Annotated in this window: 22 protein-coding genes, 1 tRNA gene and 1 pseudogene; 7 read left to right on the forward strand and 17 right to left on the reverse strand. The window is 60.9% G+C overall.

Translation table 11 applies throughout. The features are described 5' to 3' along the window. Window positions 1-12: 12 nt before the first annotated feature. A complete protein-coding gene (locus EV147_RS14130; protein WP_130391853.1) occupies window positions 13-1,500 on the forward strand; it encodes a dihydrolipoyl dehydrogenase family protein in 1,488 nt (495 codons plus the stop codon). A gap of 59 nt (window positions 1,501-1,559) precedes the next feature. Here EV147_RS14130 and EV147_RS14135 read toward each other — a convergent pair whose 3' ends face one another. Further along, window positions 1,560-2,966 (reverse strand): DUF1254 domain-containing protein, encoded by a 1,407-nt coding sequence (locus EV147_RS14135; protein WP_130391854.1) that lies wholly within the window; start codon window positions 2,964-2,966, stop codon window positions 1,560-1,562. Window positions 2,967-3,141: 175 nt separating this feature from the next. Between EV147_RS14135 and EV147_RS25970 the strand changes: the two genes are divergently transcribed. From EV147_RS25970 to EV147_RS14145, 3 genes are all read left to right on the forward strand, one after another. Further along, complete coding sequence (locus tag EV147_RS25970; protein WP_157994692.1) at window positions 3,142-3,291, forward strand: hypothetical protein; 150 nt, start codon at window positions 3,142-3,144, stop codon at window positions 3,289-3,291. A 624-nt stretch (window positions 3,292-3,915) separates the two neighbouring features. After that, window positions 3,916-5,040, forward strand: a complete 1,125-nt coding sequence (locus tag EV147_RS14140) for a tyrosine-type recombinase/integrase (protein ID WP_130391855.1) — start codon at window positions 3,916-3,918, stop codon at window positions 5,038-5,040. Then, window positions 5,037-7,259, forward strand: a complete 2,223-nt coding sequence (locus EV147_RS14145) for a DUF927 domain-containing protein (protein WP_130391856.1) — start codon at window positions 5,037-5,039, stop codon at window positions 7,257-7,259. Before EV147_RS14140 ends, EV147_RS14145 begins: the two co-directional genes overlap by 4 nt. 567 nt (window positions 7,260-7,826) lie before the next feature. Here the strand turns inward: EV147_RS14145 and EV147_RS14150 are convergent. From EV147_RS14150 to EV147_RS14170, 5 genes are all read right to left on the reverse strand, one after another. After that, entirely contained in the window at window positions 7,827-8,117 is a 291-nt protein-coding gene (locus EV147_RS14150; protein ID WP_130391857.1) for a hypothetical protein, read from the reverse strand. A 45-nt stretch (window positions 8,118-8,162) separates the two neighbouring features. Beyond that, on the reverse strand, window positions 8,163-9,308 hold the full coding sequence (locus EV147_RS14155) for a tyrosine-type recombinase/integrase (protein WP_198680252.1): 1,146 nt from the start codon (window positions 9,306-9,308) through the stop codon (window positions 8,163-8,165). Window positions 9,309-9,429: 121 nt separating this feature from the next. Then, on the reverse strand, window positions 9,430-9,627 hold the full coding sequence (locus EV147_RS14160) for a hypothetical protein (RefSeq protein WP_130391859.1): 198 nt from the start codon (window positions 9,625-9,627) through the stop codon (window positions 9,430-9,432). Window positions 9,628-9,723: 96 nt separating this feature from the next. Beyond that, window positions 9,724-10,131 carry a hypothetical protein gene (locus EV147_RS14165; RefSeq protein ID WP_130391860.1) on the reverse strand — a complete coding sequence of 136 codons (408 nt, stop codon included), beginning with the start codon at window positions 10,129-10,131 and terminating at the stop codon, window positions 9,724-9,726. Then, entirely contained in the window at window positions 10,109-10,639 is a 531-nt protein-coding gene (locus EV147_RS14170; protein WP_130391861.1) for a hypothetical protein, read from the reverse strand. Before EV147_RS14170 ends, EV147_RS14165 begins: the two co-directional genes overlap by 23 nt. Window positions 10,640-11,423: 784 nt before the next feature. Between EV147_RS14170 and EV147_RS14175 the strand changes: the two genes are divergently transcribed. Beyond that, entirely contained in the window at window positions 11,424-11,768 is a 345-nt protein-coding gene (locus EV147_RS14175; protein ID WP_206751184.1) for a hypothetical protein, read from the forward strand. 226 nt (window positions 11,769-11,994) lie between these two features. Here the strand turns inward: EV147_RS14175 and EV147_RS14180 are convergent, their stop codons facing one another. Both EV147_RS14180 and EV147_RS14190 read right to left on the reverse strand, forming a co-directional pair. Continuing rightward, on the reverse strand, window positions 11,995-12,945 hold the full coding sequence (locus tag EV147_RS14180; protein WP_130391863.1) for an HNH endonuclease: 951 nt from the start codon (window positions 12,943-12,945) through the stop codon (window positions 11,995-11,997). 251 nt (window positions 12,946-13,196) lie between these two features. After that, a pseudogene (locus tag EV147_RS14190) lies at window positions 13,197-13,454 on the reverse strand (transposase); the annotation flags it as partial. Window positions 13,455-13,604: 150 nt separating this feature from the next. On the opposite strand from EV147_RS14190, the gene EV147_RS14195 reads away from it, so the two are divergent. Then, entirely contained in the window at window positions 13,605-14,351 is a 747-nt protein-coding gene (locus tag EV147_RS14195) for a hypothetical protein (protein ID WP_206751185.1), read from the forward strand. A 139-nt stretch (window positions 14,352-14,490) separates the two neighbouring features. On the opposite strand, the gene EV147_RS14200 is transcribed toward EV147_RS14195, so the two are convergent. Beyond that, window positions 14,491-14,871: a hypothetical protein gene (locus EV147_RS14200; protein ID WP_130391865.1), complete on the reverse strand. Its 381-nt coding sequence runs from the start codon at window positions 14,869-14,871 to the stop codon at window positions 14,491-14,493. Window positions 14,872-15,612: 741 nt separating this feature from the next. Between EV147_RS14200 and EV147_RS14205 the strand changes: the two genes are divergently transcribed. Further along, window positions 15,613-16,719: an RES family NAD+ phosphorylase gene (locus EV147_RS14205; RefSeq protein WP_130391866.1), complete on the forward strand. Its 1,107-nt coding sequence runs from the start codon at window positions 15,613-15,615 to the stop codon at window positions 16,717-16,719. A gap of 1,554 nt (window positions 16,720-18,273) precedes the next feature. Here the strand turns inward: EV147_RS14205 and EV147_RS14210 are convergent. From EV147_RS14210 to def, 8 genes are all read right to left on the reverse strand, one after another. Beyond that, window positions 18,274-18,349, reverse strand: a tRNA-Phe gene (locus EV147_RS14210). Between the two features lie 57 nt (window positions 18,350-18,406). Then, on the reverse strand, window positions 18,407-19,129 hold the full coding sequence (locus EV147_RS14215) for a response regulator (protein ID WP_130391867.1): 723 nt from the start codon (window positions 19,127-19,129) through the stop codon (window positions 18,407-18,409). A 56-nt stretch (window positions 19,130-19,185) separates the two neighbouring features. Then, a complete protein-coding gene (locus EV147_RS14220; protein WP_130391868.1) occupies window positions 19,186-21,636 on the reverse strand; it encodes a sensor histidine kinase in 2,451 nt (816 codons plus the stop codon). Next, window positions 21,633-22,466, reverse strand: a complete 834-nt coding sequence (locus EV147_RS14225) for a DUF4390 domain-containing protein (protein WP_130391869.1) — start codon at window positions 22,464-22,466, stop codon at window positions 21,633-21,635. Before EV147_RS14225 ends, EV147_RS14220 begins: the two co-directional genes overlap by 4 nt. 23 nt (window positions 22,467-22,489) lie before the next feature. Next, entirely contained in the window at window positions 22,490-23,863 is a 1,374-nt protein-coding gene (gene rsmB, locus EV147_RS14230; protein ID WP_130391870.1) for a 16S rRNA (cytosine(967)-C(5))-methyltransferase RsmB, read from the reverse strand. A gap of 130 nt (window positions 23,864-23,993) precedes the next feature. Continuing rightward, entirely contained in the window at window positions 23,994-24,854 is an 861-nt protein-coding gene (gene htpX / locus EV147_RS14235; RefSeq protein WP_130391871.1) for a zinc metalloprotease HtpX, read from the reverse strand. Between the two features lie 149 nt (window positions 24,855-25,003). After that, a complete protein-coding gene (gene fmt, locus EV147_RS14240; protein WP_130391872.1) occupies window positions 25,004-26,005 on the reverse strand; it encodes a methionyl-tRNA formyltransferase in 1,002 nt (333 codons plus the stop codon). 117 nt (window positions 26,006-26,122) lie between these two features. Continuing rightward, window positions 26,123-26,629 carry a peptide deformylase gene (def, locus tag EV147_RS14245; protein WP_130391873.1) on the reverse strand — a complete coding sequence of 169 codons (507 nt, stop codon included), beginning with the start codon at window positions 26,627-26,629 and terminating at the stop codon, window positions 26,123-26,125. Window positions 26,630-26,751 lie beyond the last annotated feature (122 nt).

Here is a 26,751-nt window from a genome sequence, read left to right on the forward strand (position 1 = left end):
AAGGAGGCATGAATGACGAAGCGTCAGGCATCACCCGAGACCACCACCCCCGCCGTCCAGGCAACCAGCCGGCCCCGCCGCCGCGCCAGCGAGGTCAGCGCCGAACCCGTGGTGGAGCGCGTGCCGCGCAAGCGCGACGTGCGCGCCAAGGTGCGCGAGGCCGATTTCGTCGTGATCGGCGCGGGCTCGGGCGGCGTGGCGGCGGCACGGCGGGCGGCCTCGCATGGCGCCCGCGTGATCCTCGTGGAGCGCGACGCCATCGGCGGCACCTGCGTGAACCGCGGCTGCGTGCCCAAGAAGATGCTGTCCTACGGCGCCGGATGGGCGTCGATCCTCTCCACCTGCCTGGCGCACACCGGCGGCAAGGAAGACTGGCGCGACGCCATCGTGCGCGTCAACGCCGAGGTGGCGCGGCTCAACGCCTCGTACAAGCAGCGGCTCAACGAGGCCGGCGTCGAGATCTGGCACGGCGAGGCCAGCTTCAATGACCGCGGCGACATCGTGGTGGGCAACGAGGTCATTCGTCCGCGCAAGGTGCTGGTGGCCACGGGCGCCCGCCCGGTGCCGCTGCCGGTACCCGGTGGCGAACTCGTGACGTCTTCCGACGACGTGTTCACGTGGCAGACGGTGCCGGCCTCGATCGCCGTGATCGGCGGCGGCTACATTGCGGTGGAAATGGCGTCGATCCTGTCGCGCTACGGCGTCAAGGTCGACCTGCTGGTGCGCGAGGACCGGCTGCTCAAGCGCTTCGACCACGACATCGCCGCCGCGCTGGCCGAGGCGCTGACCGCCAAGGGCGTGCGCATCCACTTCCGCACCGAGGTCACCATGGTGTCGCAGTCGAACGGGGCGAACGAGGTCTGCTATACGCAGGAGAACAACCCGGGCCGCACCCAGACCGTGCGCGCCCAGGCGGTGCTGGCGGCCATCGGGCGGCAGCCCAATGTCGAGGGGCTGGGACTGGAAGCGCTGGGCGTGAAACTCGACGAACACGGCGGCATCCGCGTGGATCGCCAGTTCCGCAGCTCGGTGCGCGCGATCCACGCCATCGGCGACTGCATGGCCGGCAATCTGCACCTGACGCCGGTGGCCGTCGCGCAGGGCCGCTGGCTCGCTGACCGGCTGTTCGACAAGCGGGGCGACATCGCCGATTTCGACGCGGTGCCGACCGCCGTGTTCTGCGAGCCGGCCATCGGCGCCGTGGGCCTGACCGAGGCCGAGGCGATCGAGGCCGCCGGCGGCAAGGCCGATCGCGTGCGCACTGAGATCCGGCGCTTCGTGTCGCTGGAAAACCGCTTCGGCGGACTGGCGCAGCAGTCGGTCTTCAAGCTCGTGTTCAACGCCCGGAGCGGGCGCGTGCTCGGCGCGCACCTGATGGACGGCGCGGCGCCGGAGATCATCCAGACCTTCGCGGTGGCGCTGCGGCTCGGCGTGAAGGCTTCGCACCTGAAAACCACGATGCCGCTGCACCCCACCGTGGCCGAGGAACTGTTCGGATAAGCCGCCCCGAAACGAAAAACGGCCGACCCGGTGGGTCGGCCGCATGGCGGTGCAGCGGCTCAGCGCGCGGTCACGCGCTCGACGTCCGGCAGCTTCCACGCCTTGTCGAAGAACGGCTTCTCGGGCCCGTAGAGCCGGAACAGCAGCTCGAATTCGCCCTTGGGACTGGTGGCCACCCAGTTCGCCTCCTTGCCGCGCGGCGCCTTTGGCCCGAAGTAGACCTCGACCACACCATCGGACTCCGTCTTGACGCCGGTCGTGGTGGACGCCACGCTGGCGCGCGGCAGGTTGGGAATCAGCGCGTGCGTCTTGCGGTCATAGGCCGTGACCGACCAGTATTGCCTGACCGGCGGATTCGCCGGCACGCGCAGGCGATACGTCTTGCTGCCGTCGAAAGCCTTGCCGTCCTTGTCCTTGTTCACCATCAGGTAGAACTGCGCGGTGCCGATGCGCTTGATGCCCGTGAAGCCCAGCGTGTAGGTCACGCCGCGCGCATCGACCGGATATTCGTCGGGATTGCCGTAGCCGGTGGAGACGGCGCGGATCACCTCGGGCATGGCGGCCGGGAACCAGTGGTACTCGGGCGTCATGCGGTAGAAGCCCAGGTCGTAGCGCGCGGAAAGCTCCTTATGGGCCTGGCGCGCCGCGGCGTCGAGCGCCTTCTGCATGGCCGCATCGGGCTGGTACGGCTTGCCCTTCTCGATGCCGAGCGTCCTGAGGTAGTCGATCATCACGCGGTCGCGCTGGATCCAGGGCTCCTTCTGCACCACGTCGTTGAGCGTCTTGAAGAACGACGCGTCATAGCGGATCGTGGAATCGAACGGCACGTCGTACGCATCGGTGAATCGCGTTGGTGGCGGCGACGCAGCTTGCGACAGCGGATAGACCTTGATGCGCTTGCCGTACTCGGTGGCCTTCATCACGTCGGCATCGCTGTGGCTGGCCAGGTTCGAGCGCATCAGCGCGAAACCGCCGTAGGTGTCCGACTGCAGCACCACGTAGCCCTCGGGCGGCTTCTCGCGGTAGTCCGGCGGCAGGATCAGGTACTTGCCGCCCTGGCCCTTGTCGGCGCCGTCAGGACCGGCGTCCTCAAGCGGCATCTGCCATGTGGTGACAATATTCGCCGCCAGCGACCCGCCCTCGGCTGGCGGAATTTCCACCACCAACGGCCCGGACAGCTTCGTGTTGACGAACGTCATGAAGTAGATCGAATCCGGATTCGGCGTCAGCGTCTGGTTCTTCCAGTTCACCGGCTTCGACCAGTACACGACCTCGTTCTCCTTGGCCGAAGTACTACGCAGCATGGCCTGCACCATCAACTCGGTGTTGACCGCGGGCATGCCCCAGACCACCGCCTCGACGGCCCGCCGCTGCACCGCCGGGTCATTCTGGGAACCCGTGGCGGCGCCCGCCTGCGTAGCCGCCACGCCGGCGAGCAAGAGTACTGAAACGAAGGTTTTCCGCATGTTTTTCTCGATGGAATACATGCGGGCCAGCGTAACGCAGCGCGGTGTCCGCGCGGCGAAGTGGCGAAGTGAATGTTTTCGGGAGCGGCGTTAAGTGGATTGGACGGGCTTTACGGAATCGGACCGAAGCTGAGACTGTATATCTGTACAGTATCCATGCACGCACGCACGCACCATGCAATACGACGCCAAAGCGGTGGCCAATTTTTTCCTGGACCTGGCCGACCCCGCAAACGCAAAAACGGACGCCGAAGCGTCCGTTTTCATGTTCTGGTGGCCTGGGACGGAATCGAACCGCCGACACAAGGATTTTCAAAACAGGTGACGAGGAGGGCCAAGCTTGGTTCGTGCCTATATTTCCTTGCCAATTCTGTGATTCTGCAATGTACGTGATGCCAAAAAGCGGGCCAGCAGCGGGCCAGATGCCGTTTTCCTACTCGTCAGCGACCGGACCGGGACCGGAGCCACTTCCGCGCATACCGCGTAACTACCGTGTGAAATGGGCAAACAATCCGAAATGCTAGCGAGGTGGGGCGTCAGAAAATGGGACCTCGTCACAGGTAGTCGCGAAGTCCGGTCGCCGGTGCGGGTCGCGGACCTGATGCCTGTCAAGGGCGTGTCCGCTATTGGAACTTGCAACGACAAGTCGGATGAATGGCTGTTAGACTCTCGTCCCTCATACATGTTGTGTGACCTAATAACCACATCAACCAAGTTGTAGTGATCCGGCGCCGAACTCGTTCCTCGGCAAAATGTAGTCTTCTAGGGTAGTACGCTTCATATATGAACAGAATTCCGGAAATTGTCCCTGCGCTAAGCGGCGCAGGCATGGCGACCAATGCCAACGCCGCAGGAGCTTACTAAACGCCCTGTAGACGGCACGCCACGCTGTGCTTTGCGCAGGCCCAAACCTAAACAGTAGGCACTTACCACGGTTGATGCTCTTCTCATGGAAGGCATCATGGCTAAAACAGCTCTCTCTCCCTCATGCCAACAGGAACGGCGTGACCCCGTATTACGTCAACTCATCCGTATTACCGGCAAAAGCGGCGCTGAATCGTACAGTGTGCGCCTCGGTCGTAGATATGGCCGCAAACGTGTATCTATAGGCGATTCTCGGGCACTGACAATCGATCAAGCCCGCATAGAAGCCCTCCGGATCCTGAGCGATCCGCACGGCGCTCGCACTCCCCTGGTCAACAGGCTGTTCAGCGAGTGGCAAGACATCGCCATCGCGAACCGGAAGCGAAGCCAGAAGCTCGATCACACTCGGTTCGCGCGTTACGTGGAGCCCTACATCGGCTCAGTCTGCGTTGACTCGGTTACTTCCGAGCAAGTATCGACCATCCTGGTCGCTGCATCACAGACCGTCGCGGATGCCACCCGGAACCGCGTCCTCAGCTTAATCAAGGCCCTCTTCAACTTCGCTGTCCAGCGAGGCTATGCGACGAAGAATCCCGCACATTCCTTCAAGTCTTTACAGGAGGTTCCCCGCACCATCCCGGAGGCGACGCCGCATCTGTACCTAGCCGTTACCAAGGCCATTTGGATTCTGCGGAAGGATGCACCCCTAGCGGGCGCACTCGTCGAGCTTCTTACGTTGACGGGTATGCGGCTGAACGAGGCTCGTACCCTGCAGTGGCAGCAGGTGGATTTCACGCTAGGGCAGGTTCGACTGGAGCGCACCAAGGCGAAACCACGATTTGTACCGCTGAACCCGAACGCACAGGCGCTACTGCAAAGCCTTCAGCAGCAAGGCGTGGCATCGGCCTTTGTTTTTCCTGGCAAAGATGGCGGCAAGCCCATGGCGATTCCGCATCGACGCGTGAAGGCCGCCTATCAAGCCGCCGGCTTACCTGCGGATTTCTGCTTCCACTCACTACGGCATCTCTTCGGCAAGATGGCGGTGGGCGCAGGCGCCTCCCCGTTCGAGGTGAAGGGGCTCTTGGGACACTCGAGTCTGCGCATGACCGAGCGATACGCCGCAGCAAGCCACGAGGCTCTTGCCCTGGCTAGTCGGCGCAGCGTCGCTGCTTTTGCAGCTGCAGCTGCAACTGCAGGAGCGGAGCTATGAAGAGTCAGCCCTTCCGCTTTATTTCCAAGACCTCGATCGCTGGTGCTTTTGCCAAGCAGCTCGCTCATGGCGGCTGCACCGTTTTGTCCGATGCTGGGGAGGACATTTCGGCTTCTGTGCACTACGAGGACGATTACGAGCAAACCACGATCGATTTACCCAGCAGCAACTTAGTACTGCGGATCCCCCGTACCTGCAAGCATCAAGAAGCTCTCGCGCAACGCTTCAATGCGAACGGTCCGATCTTTCGGGCGGCTAGCGATGTCTACGTGCCACTGCTACCCGGAAAGGTGAAATGCGCCGAGCTACTGAAGGTATATCGGCATGGACTAGCTTCGGTCGGCGTGGAGTTGCAGAACTCTGAAGCGTTCTCCAAGACCATCTGTGCCGGCACATGGCATGCTCAGACTCGCGGGGAGTCCAGCGGGATTCTGACGCTAAGAAAGGCGCTTGAGCTGGTGGACAGTGCCGATATCGGGCTACGTAGTCAACTGTTCATGGTGGCACAGCTAGACCAGTATGCGCACGAACTGGACGGGGTCTACTACATCCAGGAAGACAAGCCACGTCAACGTGTCGGTCCCCCTGTCGTGGTCCTGGCCATGCAGCGGAACGATGAAGATCAATCGTGCTACCTCAAGCTGGGCGTCATCGTGGAAACGGCGACCGAGGAGCGGCTCGAAATCCTCATGATCGACAACGCGACCGCCCAGACTCCTGCGGACCTTAAGAAATACATCATCACCCGCATCCCGACGGCTGTGAACCAGGTCAAGTTCGGGAAGTTCATGCATGAGCTGCTATCCCATGCATTCCCACGGCTTCCCCTCAAGCGCGGCATTAGCCGGGAAGGTTTTGTGTCGGGGCCGGATGGGAAGCTGATCGGCTGCGTGCTCGGTCGCACCTTGGTTTCCGCCGCCGGTGCCAAGACCGATGATCTCGTCGTGTCGGTCGAGTCGCCCTTGCTCTCATTAAAGGGGCATCTGCAGGGTTGGAACGATGAAGTCCTTCGCCATGCGGCGCGATCGCCGCTGATGCTTGGCGCACTACAGCTCGCCTTGGCGGGGGTGCTCCTGCCAAGGATGCCAAACGTCACGGGAGGCATGTTCACGTTCTTTGGCGGTGCGGGACGCGGCAAGACATTGCTTCTGTCAGTTCTCGCCAGCTTGTTCGGCAATCCAGCAGGACCAAGCCGAGCCAGCACAGACACATCGCCGAAGCTGATCACGACCTTCAATGCAACGATGATGGCGATCCAGTCCATGAGCCAACGGGCAACAATCGCGCCGGTCATCGTCGACGAGTTAGGCTCGAATAATTTCAGCGCGCTGGACCAGTTCGTGTACCTGATCGGCAATGGCGCTGCGAGACCGAGGGCGACGAACACTGGGGGCCTGATCGCCCAGACGCCTCGGCCGATCTTCCTGTTTAGTTCAGGCGAATGCGCGTCGGTCGAACTGGTGGGCCGCAACGCCAAGCAAGGTGTGATGGATCGGACGGTCGACATCTATGTAGGGGGGGCAACAACCGCGTTCCCGGACGGACTGCAGGCTGAGGCGGACGACGGTGCGTCTCTCCTTGAGCCGTCTTCGATTCGCGCCTTGGCAGCGGGTCTCGGCAAGCACTACGGGTCGGTGGCCCCAGCGTTTGCGACGGCCGTCATGCAAGAGTTATCAAAAGAGGGGCTGGATGCGGAGCTTCTGGAAATTCGGAAAACGCTGACGGACCAAGTCTTCCATGTACCGAGCGACGGGGCATTGCGCGTGTTCGACCGCTTCGCCCTTGGGCTGCTCGCTGGGCGCATCGCTCTGCGCAATGGGGTGTTTGACGCCACTATCGTTGACGAGGACGCTCTGACAGAAGGCCTCCTCGAATGCATGTTGGTATGGGCAAATCTTCGCTGGTCGCATCTCGTCGCACTTCGTTCCGCGCTTCCGGCGCACGGTGAATTTGCTGAGAACGATGTCGAGATGAAGCTACATCGCGATATGTACGCTGCCTGGCCTACGGTGATGATCGAGAAGGAAGCGTTCGAGCAACTCGTCGCCCCTCTTGATGCCACTGTCGTGAGCAAACGTCTGCGTGACGAAGGGCTGCTGCATCGCAACGATGTCGGGCGCAATACGGTGGGCAAGAATCCGCCGTACTACCACCTCCGTACGCACTGGTTGAACGATCTTGGTGTGCGCTGGGACGCCAAGAACGGCGCTTTCATCTGACGACGCATCTGGCGAAGTCGCAGCTTAATTACCGAACGGAGCCGGTCGTGAACGCCGGTAACCGCACCGTGAAGCCCGACGCAAATGCAAGGATGCACGAATAGGGCTTCAAAACCATCACTTGGAACTGTGCCGTGATGGGCGCAGTCCAGAAAGGACTCATGAAATGCTAATCAAATACCGCTACAAATTCCAATGGGTTCAACGCAAGCTGATTCCCTCCGTTGACCTTACTAACTATGGTAAGGCGATCCATACGGGCCTACGCATTGGCCTCAACCAGACAGCCGGCATCACTCTGTGCCTTGCACCGGACTACTACGAAATCGAATCACCGCGCCCAATATCTAAAACGGAACGTCGGGCAGTAGGCTCGGCAATCGCCAAGGAAAGTCCCAGCTTGTGTAAGCGCGCAATGAAGTTCGTGAACTACACTTGCGGAAAGACCGGGGAGCCTCGCCAAGCACGGCAGCTCTTCCGTCTAGTCAAGTAGGCAACCTGTAGGGTAACGGGCAGATCCGAACTCGGCCAAAAAAAGGGCTAGTAAATCTGGCCCCAAATGCTTCCTTAGTATTCAGCAGGAAGCAGTACAGCTGTGGTGGATCGATCCGCTTCGGTGATGATCCACACCATTTCCATCGGGGAAACCCGATACCGGGAGAGGATCATCCCCCCCTTCTTAACGGAGGCCTCGTTAGCTGCGGCATCGGGGATAGGCAGGATGCCCCAGTCGCCGGAGCGGTGACGATCCAGAAGTCGGGCCAACGGTATTTTCTGGATGCGAAGGATGTGAAGGGCTCGAGGTGTAGCCACGATTTGCCCAAGCGGGAACAGCCATTGGTCGTCGGATGATGACATGGTTCGGTAGTCTAACTATGGTTGATTGTGGATGGCGTTGCTTGGTTAGCGTGTGACAAGCTCTGCAACGTGCGCTGATGCCCGTCGCAGGTTGTCGGAGGCGAGATGCGCATAACGCTGTGTGGTGCGACTGCTGGCATGGCCAAGAAGGTGCTGCACTTCGTACAGGCTGGCGCCGTGGTTGATTGCCAATGAGGCGAACGTGTGACGCAGGTCGTGAATACGGATGGTGTCGACACCTGCTGCCGTTAGAGCGCGTCGAAAAGCTCTCCTCGGGTTATTGAGCGGCTTACCCTCCTTCTCGCCAGGAAAGATGTATCCGGAAGTAGATCTGGGAAGCGCCAACAGCAGGTTCACAGCAGCGTCGTTGAGCATCACAAAACGCTGCTTCCCGCTCTTGGTCATGGGAAGGCGCCACAGCTTCGCTTCGAGATCGACGTCGCTCCACTTTGCGTCCAGTGCTTCTTGGCGTCTTACGCCGCTCAGCAGCATCAACTTGATAGCATTTGCCGCCGTTTGGTTGCGCTCCGAGTCCAATGCAGCCCAAAGCCTTCGCGCTTCGTCAACGCTGAGGAAGCGTTGGGACTGATTGTTCTCAGTGTGCATGCGAATGCCTTTTGCAGGGTTGGCCTCCATGTAACCCCACAGAATGGCAAGGTTGAAACAACGCTTAAGTAAAGCTAGATGCCGGTTGGCGGTTGCCGGGGCTTTGCTGGTACGCAACTCATCGTGATACCGTTGGATCTCCTGTCGTGTAATGCTGGTCATGACCGCGTTGCCGAAGCGAGGAAAAAGGTGAATGCGAAATTTGGATTCATCATCCTTCGCGCTTCGCTTACTGGCCTTGGCATGCGGAAGGTAGTGACCGTGAACGAACTGACGGAATGTCATGCCGGCTGAGGTGTCCGTCTCCTGTGGATCGACGCCTTTGGACAACATGGCCTTGTGCTGCAGTGCCATTGTTCGAGCCTCTGCAACGTCGATAACACCGTAGTCACCCAGCTTCATGCTGCGCTTCCGACCTTGGAAGGTGTAGCGCAGATAGAAGAATTTGCGGCCCTGCCGGTTCACCAGCAACTTCAGGCCGGAGACTTCGATATCGGAATACTCGTCTTCCCGCGCCTTCGTGTCTGCCAGATGTGCCGGCAGCGCGTCGATCAAGCGACGTGAGAAGCGGAAGGCTTTACTCATTGGACCTCCGAAAGCAGCACGCGTTTGAGCTATCCCTGGGTCAGCTGGTAAGGCCGACCAGGGACAGTCATCAGTGCAGTGGATTGTTGGTAGATTGGTGGTGTAGGGAAACGCGGGCTGATTAGCCCTCCCCTTCCGGTTCATTTCCGGTCAGCTGGAAGAACCGGCAAGTTGATTGCCAGGCTTGGCGTTCGGCTTCGACTCGGGCGAGGCCACCGCAGAACTCTGCAATTGCAGCGCGCTCCTCGAAGAACTCCCTTTGGCTTCCGGTCAATCTGCGTACTTTCTCGCACAACGCGGGGTCGATCGGATCAATCATCGATCCTTCGTCCCAATACACATCGGCAGCATGGCAGGAAGCAACTGAAGGGCCGGTGGACCCTGTTCCCTGTATTAAATGGGCAAGTTAAGTCCATCATTGCTGTTCCTCTTGGTTGCTAAGCGCAGTTGCCGCCCGAATGACGTCAGGGTGAATCCCCTGAACCTTCGGCACGAAGATGCAGATTGAGACGAGATCGGTGAGGACCATGACAATCTCGAAACACTCGCCGTGATCTTCGACCGCTTCGAAGCCGTGACGGTATCCGGGCTCGCCGTAACGCCGCTGGCCATCGCTGGATACCAGAAGAGGTTGAAAGCCTCGAATGGGGACTGGATCATAGGGATCGTCGCCAATGCCCCACACAATGAACCAGCCTAGCTCGTCTGCGCTCCAGTCTTGCCCGTACTCCTTGAACAATTCCTGAAAGCGGCATTCGATCCGTCTTCGGATCGCTGCATGGGGAATTTGCGCGATCGCTTCAGGCTGTCTGACGATTAGCATGAGCCGCGTCCTTACCGGTCGATTGGTTTTCGCTTGCAGCAGCGGCTTCGATAGGTTTGCCATCCATGCGAACCCGGAAGGGTTTCCCTTTCTGGCTCAGTTGCTTCTTGAGCCAGTTGTCAATATCACCGGTGGCGTGCAGCCTCATGCCATGTACCCCGTCTTTCTTCAGCAAGCCTTCGCTAAGCAGGACAGCAGCCAGGAACGGTGCGTTGTTACTCGACTGGCCGGAAAAGGCTGGCCGAAAGACTTTGCTGGTTACGCCGGCCAACGTAGCGGCAGCCTCATCAAGAATGGCGGCGACCTTTTCAGCGTCGACCCATTCGTGGCTGAAGTAGCCTTTGCTACCGCTGTCCTGCAAAGAAAGGTAGAGGTGCTTCTTGTCCGGGGTGCTTGCGATCTGATAGGTGATATCGCCATCGGCACCCACGCTGAGCTTCTTGCAGGTGGCTTGCTTCAATTGCATGAGTTCGACGACAGGAATGGCGCTGGTTTGATTAGCTTTCATTTGTGAGGCTCAAATTAAAAAGGCCCTGCGCGATTGCAGGGCCTCAGGGTTGAGAGTGACGTCAGCTGGGACTACAGAACCTTAGTAGCGATGCCGAGGCTCGTTTTAATCTTTTCGTGGATAGAGACGTCGGAACTCATGAGAGTGTCTCTATGACACACAATCTCATGTGCAAGCGTGAGCGCAAATACGATCGTATTCACGAGGTACACTCCATATTTTTCATGGCGGATTGCCATAAAAATAATATATTCGTGAATGGAGTACCGATTCGGTTCTCTCTCTTATGGTTCATCGCCCTCATTGCATATTGGATCCAGAAGGGCTAGAGCACCAAGGTTCCGCGATGGGTCGCTTTGGGGCGATCGTGGATCTTCGGGCCGTGGCATGCGGAGTACGGCCATGACTCGCCGCTCGCAGAATGTCTGCATGTGTACCTGCTGCTCCGTGTCCCCAGCAGTAGGCGAAGTCCAGGGGCCCCCCGTAGCTCACGCTGTCCATATACCCCGCGCTATCACGGCGTCGTTGCCAATGGTCACAGTGCAGGGATCGTCTTGGCGTACAGAAAAAATAGTCATGCTGGGGTAGCATTTCGCTAGACCGATTGCGAAGACTACTGATATAAGGTCCATGCCTCACATTACCCGCTCGGCAGTCTGCGCTTTAAGGGGAGAGCCGCGGATCGTAAGCGAGACGTCATTGGAAGAATAAACTGGTTCAAACCATGATCTATAAACTATATGCATGTCTTGATGGAACCCGAGGCCAGGACAACGAAGTCACCTTGACGCTTTCCATTGATCGCCCCACACCGCCACGCCACCTCTCGGATTTCGTGGGCGGCAGCGGTGAAATATCGGACGGATATAGCGACACGAAGCGGCGTTTTCAGATAGAGGAATGTACATTCGACGAACGGCGCCTCGAACTTTCGTTCGAGCATGGTCGCCGGCAGGTCTTGAACCCTGCCTTTCAGCGTACGTACGCGGGCGAAATTGTGCATCCCCTTGTGGTCATGCCGCTTGCATGCGGACAACGTCTGAATCTGAGTAAGTCCGATTTCGAAAGCGATGAGTATGTTGTCACCTACTCCAACTGGTGGGAGCCCATCGAGAGACGCAGGCGCTAGGAAGCATTGCTGCCAGCTAATGGGGGAGAAGATCCGCATCATACGATGCCGTCTGCTCGGACGCTGAGTGGCCGCTAGCCGGTGCGGATGATAGAAAAGACCGACTACTCGCCAGCTGAGACGACGCGCGAACGGCTGTTCCCGATTGCAACCTACCGTAGTCCTCGAATGGGACTAAAGACTGCTGTGGGGTCGGCTGCCGACCTTCGCCCCTGAATAGTCTTGATCAGTCCGACTCCATCAAAAGATCAAGCAATTCTTGCCTGAATATCCCACTCAGCTCGGAAAAAGATAGGTAGACATGTTGCCGGCCCTGTGCGTAGGACGCGACCTCATACTCATCAAACATGAAGGTGAAGCCAGATCGCTCGACGACGAATCGCGCGAAGCGTTCCAACTCAGGAGCGGTGCCGTGCTTGACATGCGTGGGATCCAGCGTTTCATCTGACCGAAGTAGCCTAATACGCACGACCTCTGCCAGTGATTCAATTGCCTCGGCAGAAAGAAGTAGATTATCAAGAGTGATAGGTGAAAAAGGGCAAACAACGAAGTTTTGCACACGTGTTTCGCGCGATCGATGCGCGGCACCGAAAGCCATCCTTTCGATGTCATAGCGAACGCTGACCACCCGCTCGTCCCGCCTAATTACCTGGTACGAGCCAGTAAGCCAGCAAATAGGGTAGTCTGGTTTGATGGGATGATTTCGATGCTCAGCGTCTTGCGACCAATGAAAGGCCGTTAGCAATTCGAATCCCCACGCTTCAATGTTTTTCGACACGATGCGCGTCATTGGATCAACGAAATCTGGAAACTCGAAGTCAAAGGAGCATTCCGAACTTGCTGGCTCAATCTCGTAGATTCGACGTTTGATCTCTATTGCTGGTGCCGAAAAAAACGGTTCACCCGAGTCTCGGAAGGTGGCAACTAGTGCGGCTTTGTAGAGCAGAAGCGATTTCCGATCGATCTCGTCCTTGTGCGCCCGACGATGACAGTTGGGGCAAAGTGCGATTAGGTTCTCGTATTCGTGTTTCCTACAGATTTCCCATGGGACGATGTGGTGGATGTCTACGTCACCGTGCCCGCACCTAGGAATTGCGCATTTGTGGCCTGCTTCAACTAAGACGGCGCGTCGCACCTCTGCCGAAATCCGAGGTCTAATTTTGGAGATGTCATTCACAGGCTATTCCCTCACGATGCAGAGGCCACGTACATGAGGCGACCCCAGCCGAACCGAACTTGAGATCGTACTGAACCCGCGTCTTGAGCACCCGGCTAATGCTTTTGACGTTGACCGCCCCGTCCGCCATCGGGTACCCAAACAACGCAAGGTCGGGAACAACAATCACCCGACCCGAGAGCCCATATGCGGATTCGGAGGGAATTGCCCCCGTACGCAGCAGGCTAATGTACGACGGATACACGATGCCATCGAAGCCTGCTCGCTACCACTTGGGGGAGTGTCCGATTCCAGACGAGCTTACATGTATTTGGGCGCCGTGCGCGCTCCCATGCGAGTTGGTCGGCCTGGTTCGCCAGATAGTCCCGTCGGCCACCATTTCGCTGGAGCTCGCGGCTGATAGTAGAAGGAGCGCGGCCTAATCGCGCCGCTACTGAGCGAATCGACCGGCCGGCGACGACTGCGCGCGAAATCTCTTCTCGCTCGGCAATTGTCAACGCTAGCCTGGACCCGACGCTCTATTCACTTCAAGCCACATCCCAAGCATCGCAAACGCAGGAGCGACGATGGGACCTTGAGCCTCCATCTCTCATCTGATCTTTTGCACGAAGGCGAAGGATCGGCTTCATTAGAGTAAAATCCGACGGCACCAGGTTCAAATGCATTCGACCCAACCGGCTACTCCAATGACCGTGGCTGTCAATATGACTGAACTTATATCACTGATCCCGTTCAAGGACATCGTTGTAAATGGGATAGGTGGATTTTTGGGTGGCCTCGCGCTTTTGTGGCTCGCGATAGGTTCTCGCGGAATCCGCTCTCTCCGATCAAAGCTAGAAAGGCCGCGCGTGCGTATTGAGCGGCGGATGACGCCGGAGAACATCTTCACAGGGATCGAACTTGGCGCTCCCGCGCAGTGGGTACAGCAGCAACTCGGTGCGCCCACGAAAGTGGGAGAGAAGTGGTGGGGATACAGATTCTCCGATTCTCTGGTCTCACTGAGCTTTAGCGCGAACGATTCGGTGGAAAGCATCGCTGTCGCACTTGTCGATCCAGCAACGACATTCGAGTTTCCGGCCTGGCACTTTAACTGCCCGCCCCTCGGCAAGATGACACTTAGAGATCTATTGGCCGCAGATCATCTGTCTCTGGAATTCAATGATTCCTTGCGCCATAGTGAACTGCGGATTACCGGAAGAGAAGGACCAAGAGGGGCCTGGCATTACATTGCCTTCGGTGTGCTAAGTCCTCATATCCCAGGGCCTCTACTTTCTGTTGACTTCGAATGGGATAAGGAGAAGGATGAACTCATCAGTCAACCGCAAGAAATCAAGATTAACTGGGCTGCAGTGTCCAGCACTTCGAACATCGAAGGCTTTCCTTGGGACCTTGGGATAAGCATTTGACGTTCGCGGTCATGATCAAGCGATCTCAGCAAAAGCGAACATCTTTTGCGTTCAGCCGTACAGCGCTACTTTTTGCATCGCGTACCGATATTTGAGTTCAGTGATGAAGATACGCCTTTCAGAATATCCTGCATCTATCCTACTTGGGTCGTTCCGCTGATTGCTGATTTTCGTGCCCTTCGCTGCGTAGGCGTTTTAGAAATTCTAGCGCGTCTTCTTCGCACTCCAAATCTGGATGCTCCACCGTTTCATTTGCGCGAATGCCTTCGCTGACGCCATTGGCTTCGACGCGATGAACCAAGCGTGCCGCTGGCGGTAGAAGCCCGCCTGGATCCTGAATCGGTGTCAACGTGATCACGGGTTCTTCTTGGCTGCGCATCAACTGAAAAGAGTAGAGCCGCCGCTTTTCCCCTTGTACATATGCAAAGGCGAATGCAAGCAGCCTACCCCGAGATATCTCGCCTTCCACTAGTACTGGAAGTAGCAATGGATTTAGCTTGCAGACAGACAGGTTGAACATCTCGCCCCGAACTCGCCCTTGTTCAGTGCTAAGGCTGAGTTTGATCGGAGTCTCGGACTGACGGTAGTCCTCGATATGCCCCTCTTCTCGACTAGACCAGGTGCCTGTCCATTCGGAGTCCTCATAGTACCAACTCTGGAAGACTCGATAGGTTTGCTCAACCTCCGATGGCAGCTTGCGCAATGTATTAAGGCTCTCTACGCCATGGGTCAGAATGAAAGATAAAGCCCCCCCGACTAGCAACCACGCGGGCCGCGACGCCCATAGCCTCGCCCACCATCTACGGGACGCCCTTCTCTTTTCGAGCTTCTCTTGGCGTCGCCGCCACGGTATATCAGGTTTCGATCGCATGGAAGACCGGTGCGTTAGCCACAGGAGCCTCCACCGTAGAGATGTCGAAGTTCAGATGTTGTCGAGCGGGCTCATTCTAACCCGGCGGACCGGCGATACCTCGCCTGTCCGTCGCCTGCTGCGCCATGAGCGGCCATTCACTTGGACGTAGAGATTGTCTGATCAGGTTCGTCGTCATCGGATAGCGGGTGCTTGAGTGACTGACTTCCAGAACAGGCCGCTTATTCGGCTAGCAGCGTTACGCGCAACGTCCTCTGCGGGCGTTTGGGTGGACAATAGCCACGACGCTAGGGACCCAATGAGCGAGCGCGAGGCCAACCTCCCAACCAGAATTGCGAATGACGAGCGCTTCCGTAACTGTTAGCTCTCCAAAAATCCTTGAGCACAGATATGACTTGGACGATCACCTATAATAAAAAGCCGAATCTGCTAGACCCAGTCGAACACCCACCTTTAGCGTGTTCTCTTTGTTTTTCCGATCACGGCTTACAACTAGATGCGCAAAGCTTCGAGCCGGAATATACGGCAGATCTTCCCTGCCCAAACTGCAATGCTACGGGAGGCAAGAAGCTTCCCAAAGAGGCGCTGGAAGCCCTCGCACATCGATTCTTTGTTTGGGGATCCTTGTGGCGAACGGAGTACGGCGGCGCTCCGCGAATCCAATTCAACGATAAGCAATCAACGAGCATCAATCCTTCGTCTTGGCTAAAAAGCGATGTTGCGCTATTCGAGCGCCTCTTGGGTATCGGATTCTTTCATTATGGGCCGAGACTTTGGATGATTGGCGAGGTAACTCCATTAAAGGATTTGCAGGAGCCTAGTACGAGATCTACGATTATCGATCGGATTATTCGTGAGTATCCATCAGTCACATATGCTCAGGATAAGGCGTTTTATCGCGTAAGGTTAGCGCCGAAAGTGCCAGATGATCCGTTGCAGTACGACAGCCCGCCGGAACAGTTTTTGGGTACGGGTCGCATCGATTCAGCCGCACTCCCCATTTTATATGGATCGCCAGATCTCGAGACATGCCTACATGAGTGTCGCATCACAGCCGACGACGAAACTTTCGTTGCAACGATGCGCCCAACTCGGGAACTCAAGTTATTGAATTTGGCGGCGCTTCTTCGAGAAGAGGACACAACAGAATTTGAGAGCCTTGATATGGCCATCCACATGCTGTTCCTTGCGGGAAAGCACGCATATGAGATCATCCGCGAGATTGCACTCGGAGCGCGTAACGCTGGCTATGACGGCATAATTTATCCGTCATATTTTAGCTTAATTCGACTCGGAATAATGCCGTTTCAGACAACGTATGGAATATCTCATCGACGAGTTCAATCCCTGCAGGACCATGAGGAGTCAAAGGCTATCCCAAATCTCGCCTTATTCGGAAGGCCCGTCCTGACAGCGACCGTAGAAATTCTATGCATTAATCGAATTCTCCTGAAGCGTGTGGAATACGGATATCATTTCGGACCAGCGACGTTCTAACCGCTGGTCAAGAACCATAGTGTCAAATTTATCGAGAATCTTTCCCAGTAAATGACTAAGTCAACTATCTTTTGAAAAGAACCAGTTGCTCACCCGCGCGCGCCACCCTTGTTCGTTGTTCTCTTCGCCCTCCGTCAACACGGTAAGGTGGTTTCCATATGCATCGTGGAGCGCGAACATGCACTGGGCAAGACCTGTCGGGCACGCATTGATGATTTCCCAGCAGCCAGCAGACCAGAATTCCGAGCCGTTTCCTGTGCGGAGATTCGGATCATTCCCGTGAGACCAATGACTCATCCTGGGTTGCCAGCCTGCCTCGATAAGCCTCGCCCTAGCTTCGTGATATGTGAGGCCGGCCATTCGGGGAATTGGCGCATGGAGCGCCGACGCGGGCTGAGGCAAGTAGTCGGTCACCAGGCGTCCCATGAGCTCCGCATTTGCGTGGAACTCAGCCTCTCGCTTCCAACTGTACAGAACCTCCGACGTGTATCGCATAACATCGCTATCAACGAGTTTTGCACATACCTGGCACAACCAAATGCCATTCGAGATTCCCGCACGCTGTGATGGCGAAAGAGAATTTTCGTAACGAGGGCCGCAAACGGCGGCTGCCGTGATATGGCTTGCCACGCCAATGTTCACCGCCCGGCAAGATTCTTCGTGAGGTCCAGATGTCGCGCGTCGACAATCCGGGTTAGAACAACGCTGCCCAACTCGCTTTGCCAGCGTCTCTTTGGTACGTGGGGAAAATTCGTCTCTCATAGGCATGCAGACCTAGCTACGTGTGACACCTCGTAGCAGACTTCTGAACTGGGATAGTTAGACGGAATCTTTGGCTGCGAGTTTACCAGTCGCTCGACCAGTCCATCTAAGACGTTGCGCTCGCCCGAAGCCCGCCACAGATCCGTCCTCCCAGGCAACCGAAACGAGTAGACATCGCATCCGGCTATGCGGCAAACAGGCGTTGTGTTGACCGGTTGAATCCACAGTCGACATCGGCCGTTCGCAGAGCAGAGCGCGGACGGTCGTGATGGGTTGGCTACAGCCTATCGCGTTGGACGGGAGTGGGCCCCGGTCATCCATGAGCGCGCCGAACCAGGTTGGTATTGCTTTCCAAGGTGGTTTGCCTCGTAGTTTGATGGACGTGCGTAGGCCTGCTCGACGTAGGTCGGTCGCAGATGGCTGAAAGCCGCGCTCTCCGCGTAAGCCGCGTGACAGGGATGGGGTGCAGGATTCTTCGACGCAAATTGACCTGAACTGCGCGAGGACACCCAGGGTTTGGCGATTTGGGGTCGGTCGGCCAAGGGGTATTGCATCTGTGCCGACAACGTCGTGGCGAGCCCCTATCGGCCGCCGTTGAGCGAGGTTTGTGAGAAGCCTGGCTCGTCGCGTAGATATCGCCCGGCGGAGCGACTAACGGATAGTCCCGATGCTCTCGAAGTGCGGATGTACCCCGCGTTGGGGTGGCCCGGTCCAGAAATGGTCCAGAACGGATAGAGACCAGAAAATAGAAAAGCCCAAGATCTGATTAGATCTTGGGCTTTCTTGACATTCTGGTGGCCTGGGACGGAATCGAACCGCCGACACAAGGATTTTCAATCCTCTGCTCTACCGACTGAGCTACCGGGCCAAAGAAGCGAAACTATAACTGCGGGATTCGGCCTCGTCAAGCGTTTTGTGGCCCGGCTTACTGCTCGGTGGGTTCCGGCTTGTTGCGGCCCAGTTCCACGCCGAGCTGCTTGAGCTTGCGGTAGAGGTGGGTACGTTCGAGGCCGGTTTTTTCGGCGACGCGCGTCATGCTGCCGTGTTCGCGCACCAGGTGGTACTCGAAGTAGGCGCGCTCGAAGAGGTCGCGGGCCTCGCGCAGGGGCATGTCGAACGAGAACTGCATCTCGCCTTCGGGCATGCCGCGTGCCACGTTGCCGTTGGCCGAGGTCTCGGCCGGGGCTTCCGTGGGGGCGGATGCGGCCAGCGCGGCGACGTCCGGCGCGTGCGTCGGAGTGGCCGGGACGGCGGGTGCGGACGGCGCGGTGCGCGGGCGGTCGACGCCCTTGGCCAGGCCGGCTTCCACGGCCGACAGCAGCTTCTGCAGCGCGATCGGCTTTTCCAGGAAGTTCAGCGCGCCGATCTTGGTGGCCTCGACGGCCGTATCGATCGTGGCGTGCCCGGACATCATGATGACCGGCATCGACAGGTAGCCCTGCGCGGACCACTCCTTGAGCAGCGTCACGCCATCGGTATCCGGCATCCAGATATCGAGCAGTACCAGGTCAGGCGTGGCGGACGCGCGAAACTCGCGGGCCTGCTGGGCGTTCTCGGCCAGCTCCACCACATGTCCTTCGTCACTGAGGATTTCCGAGAGCAGTTCCCGGATACCCATTTCGTCATCGACTACGAGGATCGTTGCCATACTTCCCCTCTTAACCCCACCGCAGCGCTGCCGGAGGCGCCGGCGCGCATGATTGACTAAGCCAGCTTAACGAACAGAATCGAGATCTGCGCTCCGGTGATCTCGGTGCCGTTCATGCGGTTGCGCAGTTCGATCCGCGCACCGTGTTCGTCAATGATTTTTTTTACCATCGCCAGTCCGAGACCCGTACCCTTGGCTTTCGTGGTCACGTACGGTTCGAACGCACGGCTCAGGATGCGTGGTGCGAATCCGGGACCATTGTCCGTAATGGACAGCTTGACGGCTCGCCGGTCTTCGCCGGCAGAATCTTTGTATTCTACAGTCTCGGTGTGCAGAGTGATATGGGGCGCCGCCCTACCGGCCGCCACGTTGTCTGCCGCCGCGTCCTGCGCATTCTGCAACAGGTTGTGGATGACCTGCCGCAACTGCGTCGGATCGCCCTTGATTTCAGGCAGCCCCGTGGCCAGCGTCGGATGAATCACCGGGTGCTCGTGCACGTTCGGATCGTCGATTCCGTACAGGTGCAGCACCTCCGCCACCAGCCCGTTGAGCGCCAGCGACTGCATCACGGCCGGCGGTGTCCGCGCGTAATCGCGGAAATCGTCCACCATGCGTTTCATTGCCGCTACCTGGTTAACGATCGTCGCGGCCCCGCGCTTTAGCACTTCCGCGTCCGGATGCTCCAGTTTGGGCGACAGTTTCATCTGCAGCCGCTCGGCCGAAAGCTGGATCGGGGTCAGCGGATTCTTGATTTCGTGGGCCAGGCGGCGCGCCACCTCGCCCCAGGCTACCGAGCGCTGGGCCGAGATCACGTCGGAAATATCGTCGAACACGACCACGTAGCCGGGCTCGTCGCGGCTCGCGCCGGGCAGGTGGGCGCCGCGCACGAGCAGCGTCAGCGCCTGTTCCTCGTCGCCCTGGGGCAGTTCGATCTGCTTCTGCCAGTGCTGCGCGCCGCCCAGCACCTCGCTGGTGGTCTGCTCGGAGAACGCCTGGCGCACGATCTCGGCGAACTCGCCCATGCCCGGAATCTGCTCCACCGGCTGGCCCAGCACGCCCGCGAACGGCTGCCGGAAGATCCGTTCCGCGCCCGGATTGGCCGTGATCAGCGTGAAGCGGCGGTCGAACACCAGCACCCCGGCGGTCAGATTCTGCAGCACGCTTTCAAGGTAGGCCTTCGATTGCTCCAGCGCCACGCGGTTCTCCTCCACCGCGATACGCGCCTCCGAAAGCTGCCGCGTCATCTGGTTGAACTGCTGCGTCAACTGGCCCAGTTCGTCGCGGCTCTTGAGCTCGCGCTTGGGCGAGAGGTCGCCCTCGGCCACCTCCTTCGTGCCCTGCAGCAGCATCAGCAGCGGCCGCGCGAGCTGGCCGCCGAGCAGCAGCGCCAGCATCACGGCGATGAAGACCGCCAGGAACAGCGTCAGCGTGAGCGTGCCGATATACATCTTGCGCAGGCCGGTGCGGCCCAGCGCCTTTTCCTGGTACTCCTGGTACGCCCGCTGCACCTCGTCGGCATTGCGCGCCAGCACGGCCGGCACCGGGTGCAGCACCTGCAGGTAGCGCTCCTCGCGCACCGTGTCGCCGATCAGGCCGAAGCCGGTTGCCGGCGCGTCCTCGGGCCGGCGCTCGACGGACAGGCCCGAGCCCGCCCAGCGGCTGCCCATCGATCCCTGCGAGCGCGACCGGGAAGGACCCGTGGCGCCGGGCGCCGCCGGCGCGGGCTCGTCGGCCGTGGCCGGCGCCGGGCCGAGCGGGATGATGACGCGGATGCGGTACAGGTGGCTGCTGTCGATATTGACGGGCTTTTCGCCGGCCGAGGGGTCGGTGCCGCCCTCCACGGCGGCATACCCGCCCGCCATGCGCGCCTGTTCGGCCAGCACGCCCGATGGAATGTCGGGCACCAGCGAGGCATAGCTGCTCGACGCCGTGGCCAGCACGCGTCCGCTGCCGGTGAAGATGGCCGCTTCCTGCACGCCGTATTGCTCGCGCAGCCGGTTCAGCTGCAGCGACGTGGCCATGCCCGAGGCGCCGGTCAGCTGGTCGGCCATCAGCCGGGCCTTGCCCTGCAGATCGGCCAGCTGGCTGTCGATGGTCGAGCGGCCCAGGTTCAGGCCGGCTTCGAGCGCGGTTTCCACGCGCACGTCGAACCACGACTCGATGCTGCGCGAGACGAACTGCAGCGACACCAGGTAGATCAGCACGCCGGGCAGCACGCCCACCACGCCGAAGAACACGGCGAGCTTGCTCATCAGCCGCGTGCCGAACTTGCCCCGGCGGTAGCGGATGTAGAGCGTCAGCGCCAACGCCCCCACAGTCAGGACCAGCAGCACCCCGACGACGAGGTTGACCTTGAAGAGCAGCGTGAAATAGCGGTCGAAGAACTCGGTGTTGGCCGATGCGCCGGCCAGCAGCCCCACCAGCACCAGCGCCAGGAAGACGATGATGCCGACCACCACGCGATAGAGCACGCGGCGGAATCTGCTGTCCCACGGGTTGCCGTTCATGGCTGGCTGGCCGGCTGGACCAGTTGGTTCGGCGACAGCACGTTCGACACGGTCTGCGAGAACGGCGTGCGGGCCTCGGCCGATGGCGCCGAGGCGGCGGCGGGCGCCGATCCCGGCATGGCCGGCGGTGCCGGCGGCGCAACCGGCGGCGGCGCCACGGGGGCCGGCAGCGGCTGCGGCGCGTCGAAGCTGGTCGGCACGGTGTACTGGAAACGCCGCCACTCGGACGACAGGTTCCAGTCGCGCGTATTCACGGCATTGACCTGGAACGGCTTGGGCAGTTGCGAGAGGTCAAGCCGCATGCGCGTCTCGGCCTGGTAGGTCTCGCCGGGCTTGACGTCGCGGCGTTCGAACACGCGCCAGCCGCGTACCTGCTGGATGAACTGCAGCGCGCCCTTGAGGCGGGCGAACGGTAGCTGGAGTCCGCCGGTGGACACCCGGTACTGGCGCGTCAGCGGCTGGTACGACAAACGCACTGCGCGCATGGTGTTGACCGGCTTCTCGTCGAACCAGTACCAGCGCGGCCGCGAGAGCTGGAAATCGACCACGAAATAGAGCGAGATGCCCTTGTGGAGCGCGTCTTCGAGTGCCGGCGGCAGGTCGAAATCGAACGATGCGGCCAGCTCGAAGGCGCCGTCCTGGTACTCGATGCGCGCCTCGTTGGTGTCGATCAGCTGGGCGCGGGCCTGCGGCGGTTGCGCGAACAGGGCGAGCACCAGCAGCGCAGCCATCGCCCAGAGGCGCAGCGCACCGTTCCGGCGCGCCACCGGGCATCCGCGCACCGCGCGGCCCGGGGCACGTAGGACGAACAGGCGCAGCAGGCTGGGCATCAGTGGAAGAATCCGTGGAAGATTCAGGCGCGTTTCTGGAAGCGGGCGTAGTAGAAGCCATCGTGATCGGATGGCAGGCTTGCCTTGCCGGCCAGCCCGCTGCCGGCCGTGTCAGGCGCCTCGATGCCGGGCAGGAGCTGCTCCGGCGCCTGCAATCGTATCGCATCTGGCAGCTGCGCACCAAACCAGAGCGCCTGCTCCTCGCCTTCCGTTGGGAAAATAGAACAGGTCACATAGACCAGGATGCCGCCCGGCTTCAGCAGCGGCCAGAGCTGCGAGACGATGCGCCGCTGCTCGGTCATCAGCCGGGCGATGTCGGATTCGCGGCGCAGCCAGCGGATATCGGGATGGCGGCGCACGATGCCCGACGCCGAGCATGGCACGTCGGCCAGGATGCGGTCGAACGGCTGGCCGTCCCACCAGTCGGCGGGCCGGCTGGCGTCGCCGACGATGACCTCGGCGCGCTGTGCCAGCCGGGCCAGGTTGTCATGGATGCGGGCGGCGCGCGTGGCGTCGCTCTCCACGGCGGTTACTTGGATATCGGCCAGTTCCAGCAGATGGCCGGTCTTGCCGCCGGGCGCCGCGCAGGCGTCGAGCACGCGCATGCCGTCTGCCACCTCGCAGAGCGGCGCGGCCAGTTGCGCGCCGGCATCCTGTACCGAGACATCGCCCTCGGCGAAGCCGGGGATCTGCGAGACCGGGAACGCGCGCACCAGCCGCACGGCCTGGTCGCCCACCGCTGTGCCCGCCATGCCGGCATTGGCCAGCGCCGTCAGGTAGTCCTTCACGGCAATGCGGCGCGTGTTGACGCGCAGGGTCATGGGCGGGCGCGCATTGACCGTCTCGGCGAGCGTGGTCCATTGGTCCGGGTACGCGCGGCGCAGTTGCTCCAGCCACCAGTGCGGCAGGTTCCAGCGCGCTTCGTCGTCCCTGAGCGTGGCGGGCAGCAGCGATTTCTGCTCGCGCAGGAACCGGCGCAGCACGGCGTTGACGAGGCCGCGCGCATGCGCGGTCTTGGGCTCCGAGGCGGCGGCGCTCACGGCCTGGTCCACCACGGTGAACGCGGAATAGCCGCCCCGGCCGACCTTGCTGCCGTCGCCATCGTCGCCTTCGAGCAGCAGCGCCAGCGCCACGGCCAGCAGGGAGTCGACCAGCGCGCCGGGCGGACGCGTCACCAGCTGCGTGACCAGCGCGCGCGTGGTGCCGAACTGGCGCACCGAGCGGTAGGCCAGGTCCTGGATGGCGCCGCGCGTGGCGGCGTCGCGCACGCGGTCCAGGCGCAGGTGCGTGGCCACGTCCTCGATGGCCTGCGGCAAGGCCGTGCCTTCGTGCACGCCGCGAACAGCCGCGGCGGCACCGAGCATCTGGAAGGCAAGGGAATCATGAGGCAGGCGCATTGGGGAAATACCGGAAAGCGGTGAAAAAACGACGTCAAGGATCGGCGGATACGAAAAAGCCCGCCGGTTCCGCAGGGAACACAGCGGGCAGTTTACCTGTTGTGGCCGGCGGAACCGGCAAACCCGCGCGTCAGGCCGGGTAGCTGCCGGTCTGGGCCATGTGCATGAGGCGGGCAATGCGCTCCTCGGTGGCCGGATGGGTCGAGAACAGGTTGGCAATGCCGCCGCCGGCCAGCGGGTTCATGATCATCATCTGCGCGGTGGCCGGGTGCTGCTCGGCCGCCTGGAACGGAATGCCCTGCGCGTAGCGGTGGATCTTGTCGAGCGCCGCGGCCAGCGCCTGCGGGTCGCCGCTGATCTCGGCGCCACCCCGGTCGGCCTCGAACTCGCGGGCGCGCGAGATCGCCATCTGGATCAGCGATGCCGCCAGCGGCGCCAGGATGGCCACGGCGATGCTCGCGATCGGGTTGGTGCGGTTGCCGTGCTCGTCGCGGCCGCCGAAGAACATCGCCATGTTGGCCAGCGCCGAGATGGCGCCGGCCATGGTGGCGGCGATCGTCGAGGTCAGGATGTCACGGTGCTTCACGTGCGCCAGTTCGTGCGCCATCACGCCGCGCAGTTCGCGGTCCGACAGCACGCGCAGGATGCCCGTGGTGGCCGCCACGGCGGCGTGCTCGGGGTTGCGGCCCGTGGCAAAGGCGTTCGGCGCGTCCTCGTTGATCAGGTACACGCGCGGCATCGGCAGATCGGCCCGCTGCGCCAGGTCACGCACCATGTTGTAGAACTGCGGCGCGGTGCTGGCGTCCACCTCCTGCGCGTTGTACATGCGCAGGACCATCTTGTCCGAGAACCAGTAGGAGAAGAAATTCATCCCGAGCGCAATCAGCAGCGCGAACATCATGCCGCTGCGCCCCCCGATCATGCCGCCGATGACGATGAACAGCGCCGTGATGGCGGCCATCAGCATGAAGGTCTTGACCCAGTTGAACATGGCGTTGGTCTCCGAATCGTCCAGTGCGCGTAACCCGCCCCTGCGGGACGCGATGACGGTTAGATAGGGGCAGGAGCGCAGAAATTCAATGCTGTTCGCAGGGTTTTACGGCGCCGGGCCACGGTCTCTAAATGTGGACGATGCGGCGCTCAGAGGGCGCCGTCTACCCGGCAGCGGGTGCCGGCCGGCAGCGGCAGGCCCTGCAGGAACTGCTGGGCGGGCTGGCGGCGTCCGCCCGGCTTCTGCAGCTCGGTCACCTGGAGCGCGCTGCCGCCCCCGCAGGCGATGATCACGCCGGCGCCGTCGGCGGCCAGCACCGTGCCCGGCGGGTGGGGCAGGCTCGTGGCGGCGGCCAGCGGCATGGCCTGCCAGCACTTGATGACGGTCTCGCCCACCTGGATCGTGGCGCCCGGGAATGGGTTGAACGCCCGTACCTGGCGGGAAAGTTCCTCCGCCGGGCGCGTGAGATCGAGCGGCGCCTCGTCCTTGGCGATCTTCTCGGCATAGGTCACGCCGGCGTCGGGCTGCGCGGTGGCGGGCAGCGCGCGGCCGGCGGCCAGCTCGCGCAGCGCCTCCACCACCATCCGCCCGCCCAGCGCAGCCAGCGTGTCATGCAGGCTGGCCGTGGTGTCCTGCGGGCCGATCGGCACCGCTTCGCGCGTGAGCATGTCGCCGGTGTCGAGGCCCTCGTCCATCTGCATCAGCGTGATGCCGGTCTCGGTGTCGCCGGCCTCGATGGCACGGTGGATCGGAGCGGCGCCGCGCCAGCGCGGCAGCAGCGAACCGTGGATGTTCAGGCACCCCAGGCGCGGCAGTTCCAGCACTTCCCGCGGCAGGATCAGGCCGTAGGCGGCCACCACCATGACATCGGGGGCGATTTGCGCGAGGGTATCGACGGCCGCGCCGGCTTCCTCGGGATACTTGCCCTGGCGGCGCAGCGAGCGCGGCTGCAGGATCGGCCCGAGGCCCGCCTCGACGGCGAACTGCTTGACCGGGCTGGCCTGCACCTGCATGCCGCGTCCGGCCGGACGGTCGGGCTGGGACAGGACGGCCACCACCGGAAAACCGGCGGCGTGGATGGCCTCGAGGGCGACGCGCGCAAATTCGGGCGTGCCCGCAAACGCAACGCGCAGCGGCTGGACTTGAGTCATGGCAAATGAACCGGAAATAAAAACGACACCGGCCGCAGGGCGGCCGGTACGTGGGGGTCTTCAGGATCGGTGTAACGATAGCAGAGCCCGCGCGGAGGCGGCCCCACTGTTACATCCTTACATCCGCGAGCGCACGCGCTTCTGGAGCTTGCTCTTGATGCGGTTGACCTTGAGCGGCGACAGGTACTCGACGAACACCTTGCCGTCGAGATGGTCGATCTCGTGCTGTATACATACGGCGAGCAGGTCGTCGGCATCGATCTCCCAGGTCTCGCCGCGCTCGTTGAGCGCGCGCACCTTGACGCGGTCCGGGCGCTCCACGCGGTCGTAGACCTCGGGCACCGACAGGCAGCCCTCTTCCCAGACCTTGCGGTTGTCGCTGGCCCAGACGATCTCGGGATTGATGAAGACCATCAGCGCGTCGCGCGACTCGGAAACGTCGATCACGATGACGCGTTCGTGCACGTCCACCTGCGTGGCCGCCAGGCCGATGCCGGGCGCTTCGTACATGGTTTCCGCCATGTCGCCGACCAGTTGGCGGATGCGGTCGTCCACCACCGCCACGGGCTTTGCCACCTTGTGCAGGCGAGGATCGGGATAGGTGAGGATATCGAGTTTGGCCATGATGCTCGGGCGCAACGCCGGGTGCTGTTCACTGCCCGGCCGCCGTTGCGGCGTGCGGGGTTTACATGCAGAATCGGGGCGCTAGTACAAAAATTCAAGGCGCGCCGCAGCAGGCACGCTCT

The organism is Cupriavidus agavae (assembly GCF_004217045.1).
Lineage (GTDB): Bacteria > Pseudomonadota > Gammaproteobacteria > Burkholderiales > Burkholderiaceae > Cupriavidus > Cupriavidus agavae.

Excerpts from the sequence above, each read along its gene's own strand:
- EV147_RS14130 (WP_130391853.1), top strand. The coding sequence starts at position 13 with ATGACGAAGCGTCAGGCATCACCCGAGACCACCACCCCCGCCGTCCAG.
- EV147_RS14135 (WP_130391854.1), bottom strand. The coding sequence starts at position 2,966 with ATGCGGAAAACCTTCGTTTCAGTACTCTTGCTCGCCGGCGTGGCGGCT.
- EV147_RS25970 (WP_157994692.1), top strand. The coding sequence starts at position 3,142 with ATGCAATACGACGCCAAAGCGGTGGCCAATTTTTTCCTGGACCTGGCC.
- EV147_RS14140 (WP_130391855.1), top strand. The coding sequence starts at position 3,916 with ATGGAAGGCATCATGGCTAAAACAGCTCTCTCTCCCTCATGCCAACAG.
- EV147_RS14145 (WP_130391856.1), top strand. The coding sequence starts at position 5,037 with ATGAAGAGTCAGCCCTTCCGCTTTATTTCCAAGACCTCGATCGCTGGT.
- EV147_RS14150 (WP_130391857.1), bottom strand. The coding sequence starts at position 8,117 with ATGTCATCATCCGACGACCAATGGCTGTTCCCGCTTGGGCAAATCGTG.
- EV147_RS14155 (WP_198680252.1), bottom strand. The coding sequence starts at position 9,308 with ATGAGTAAAGCCTTCCGCTTCTCACGTCGCTTGATCGACGCGCTGCCG.
- EV147_RS14160 (WP_130391859.1), bottom strand. The coding sequence starts at position 9,627 with ATGATTGATCCGATCGACCCCGCGTTGTGCGAGAAAGTACGCAGATTG.
- EV147_RS14165 (WP_130391860.1), bottom strand. The coding sequence starts at position 10,131 with ATGCTAATCGTCAGACAGCCTGAAGCGATCGCGCAAATTCCCCATGCA.
- EV147_RS14170 (WP_130391861.1), bottom strand. The coding sequence starts at position 10,639 with ATGAAAGCTAATCAAACCAGCGCCATTCCTGTCGTCGAACTCATGCAA.
- EV147_RS14195 (WP_206751185.1), top strand. The coding sequence starts at position 13,605 with ATGCATTCGACCCAACCGGCTACTCCAATGACCGTGGCTGTCAATATG.
- EV147_RS14200 (WP_130391865.1), bottom strand. The coding sequence starts at position 14,871 with ATGTTCAACCTGTCTGTCTGCAAGCTAAATCCATTGCTACTTCCAGTA.
- EV147_RS14205 (WP_130391866.1), top strand. The coding sequence starts at position 15,613 with ATGACTTGGACGATCACCTATAATAAAAAGCCGAATCTGCTAGACCCA.
- EV147_RS14215 (WP_130391867.1), bottom strand. The coding sequence starts at position 19,129 with ATGGCAACGATCCTCGTAGTCGATGACGAAATGGGTATCCGGGAACTG.
- EV147_RS14220 (WP_130391868.1), bottom strand. The coding sequence starts at position 21,636 with ATGAACGGCAACCCGTGGGACAGCAGATTCCGCCGCGTGCTCTATCGC.
- EV147_RS14225 (WP_130391869.1), bottom strand. The coding sequence starts at position 22,466 with ATGCCCAGCCTGCTGCGCCTGTTCGTCCTACGTGCCCCGGGCCGCGCG.
- rsmB (WP_130391870.1), bottom strand. The coding sequence starts at position 23,863 with ATGCGCCTGCCTCATGATTCCCTTGCCTTCCAGATGCTCGGTGCCGCC.
- htpX (WP_130391871.1), bottom strand. The coding sequence starts at position 24,854 with ATGTTCAACTGGGTCAAGACCTTCATGCTGATGGCCGCCATCACGGCG.
- fmt (WP_130391872.1), bottom strand. The coding sequence starts at position 26,005 with ATGACTCAAGTCCAGCCGCTGCGCGTTGCGTTTGCGGGCACGCCCGAA.
- def (WP_130391873.1), bottom strand. The coding sequence starts at position 26,629 with ATGGCCAAACTCGATATCCTCACCTATCCCGATCCTCGCCTGCACAAG.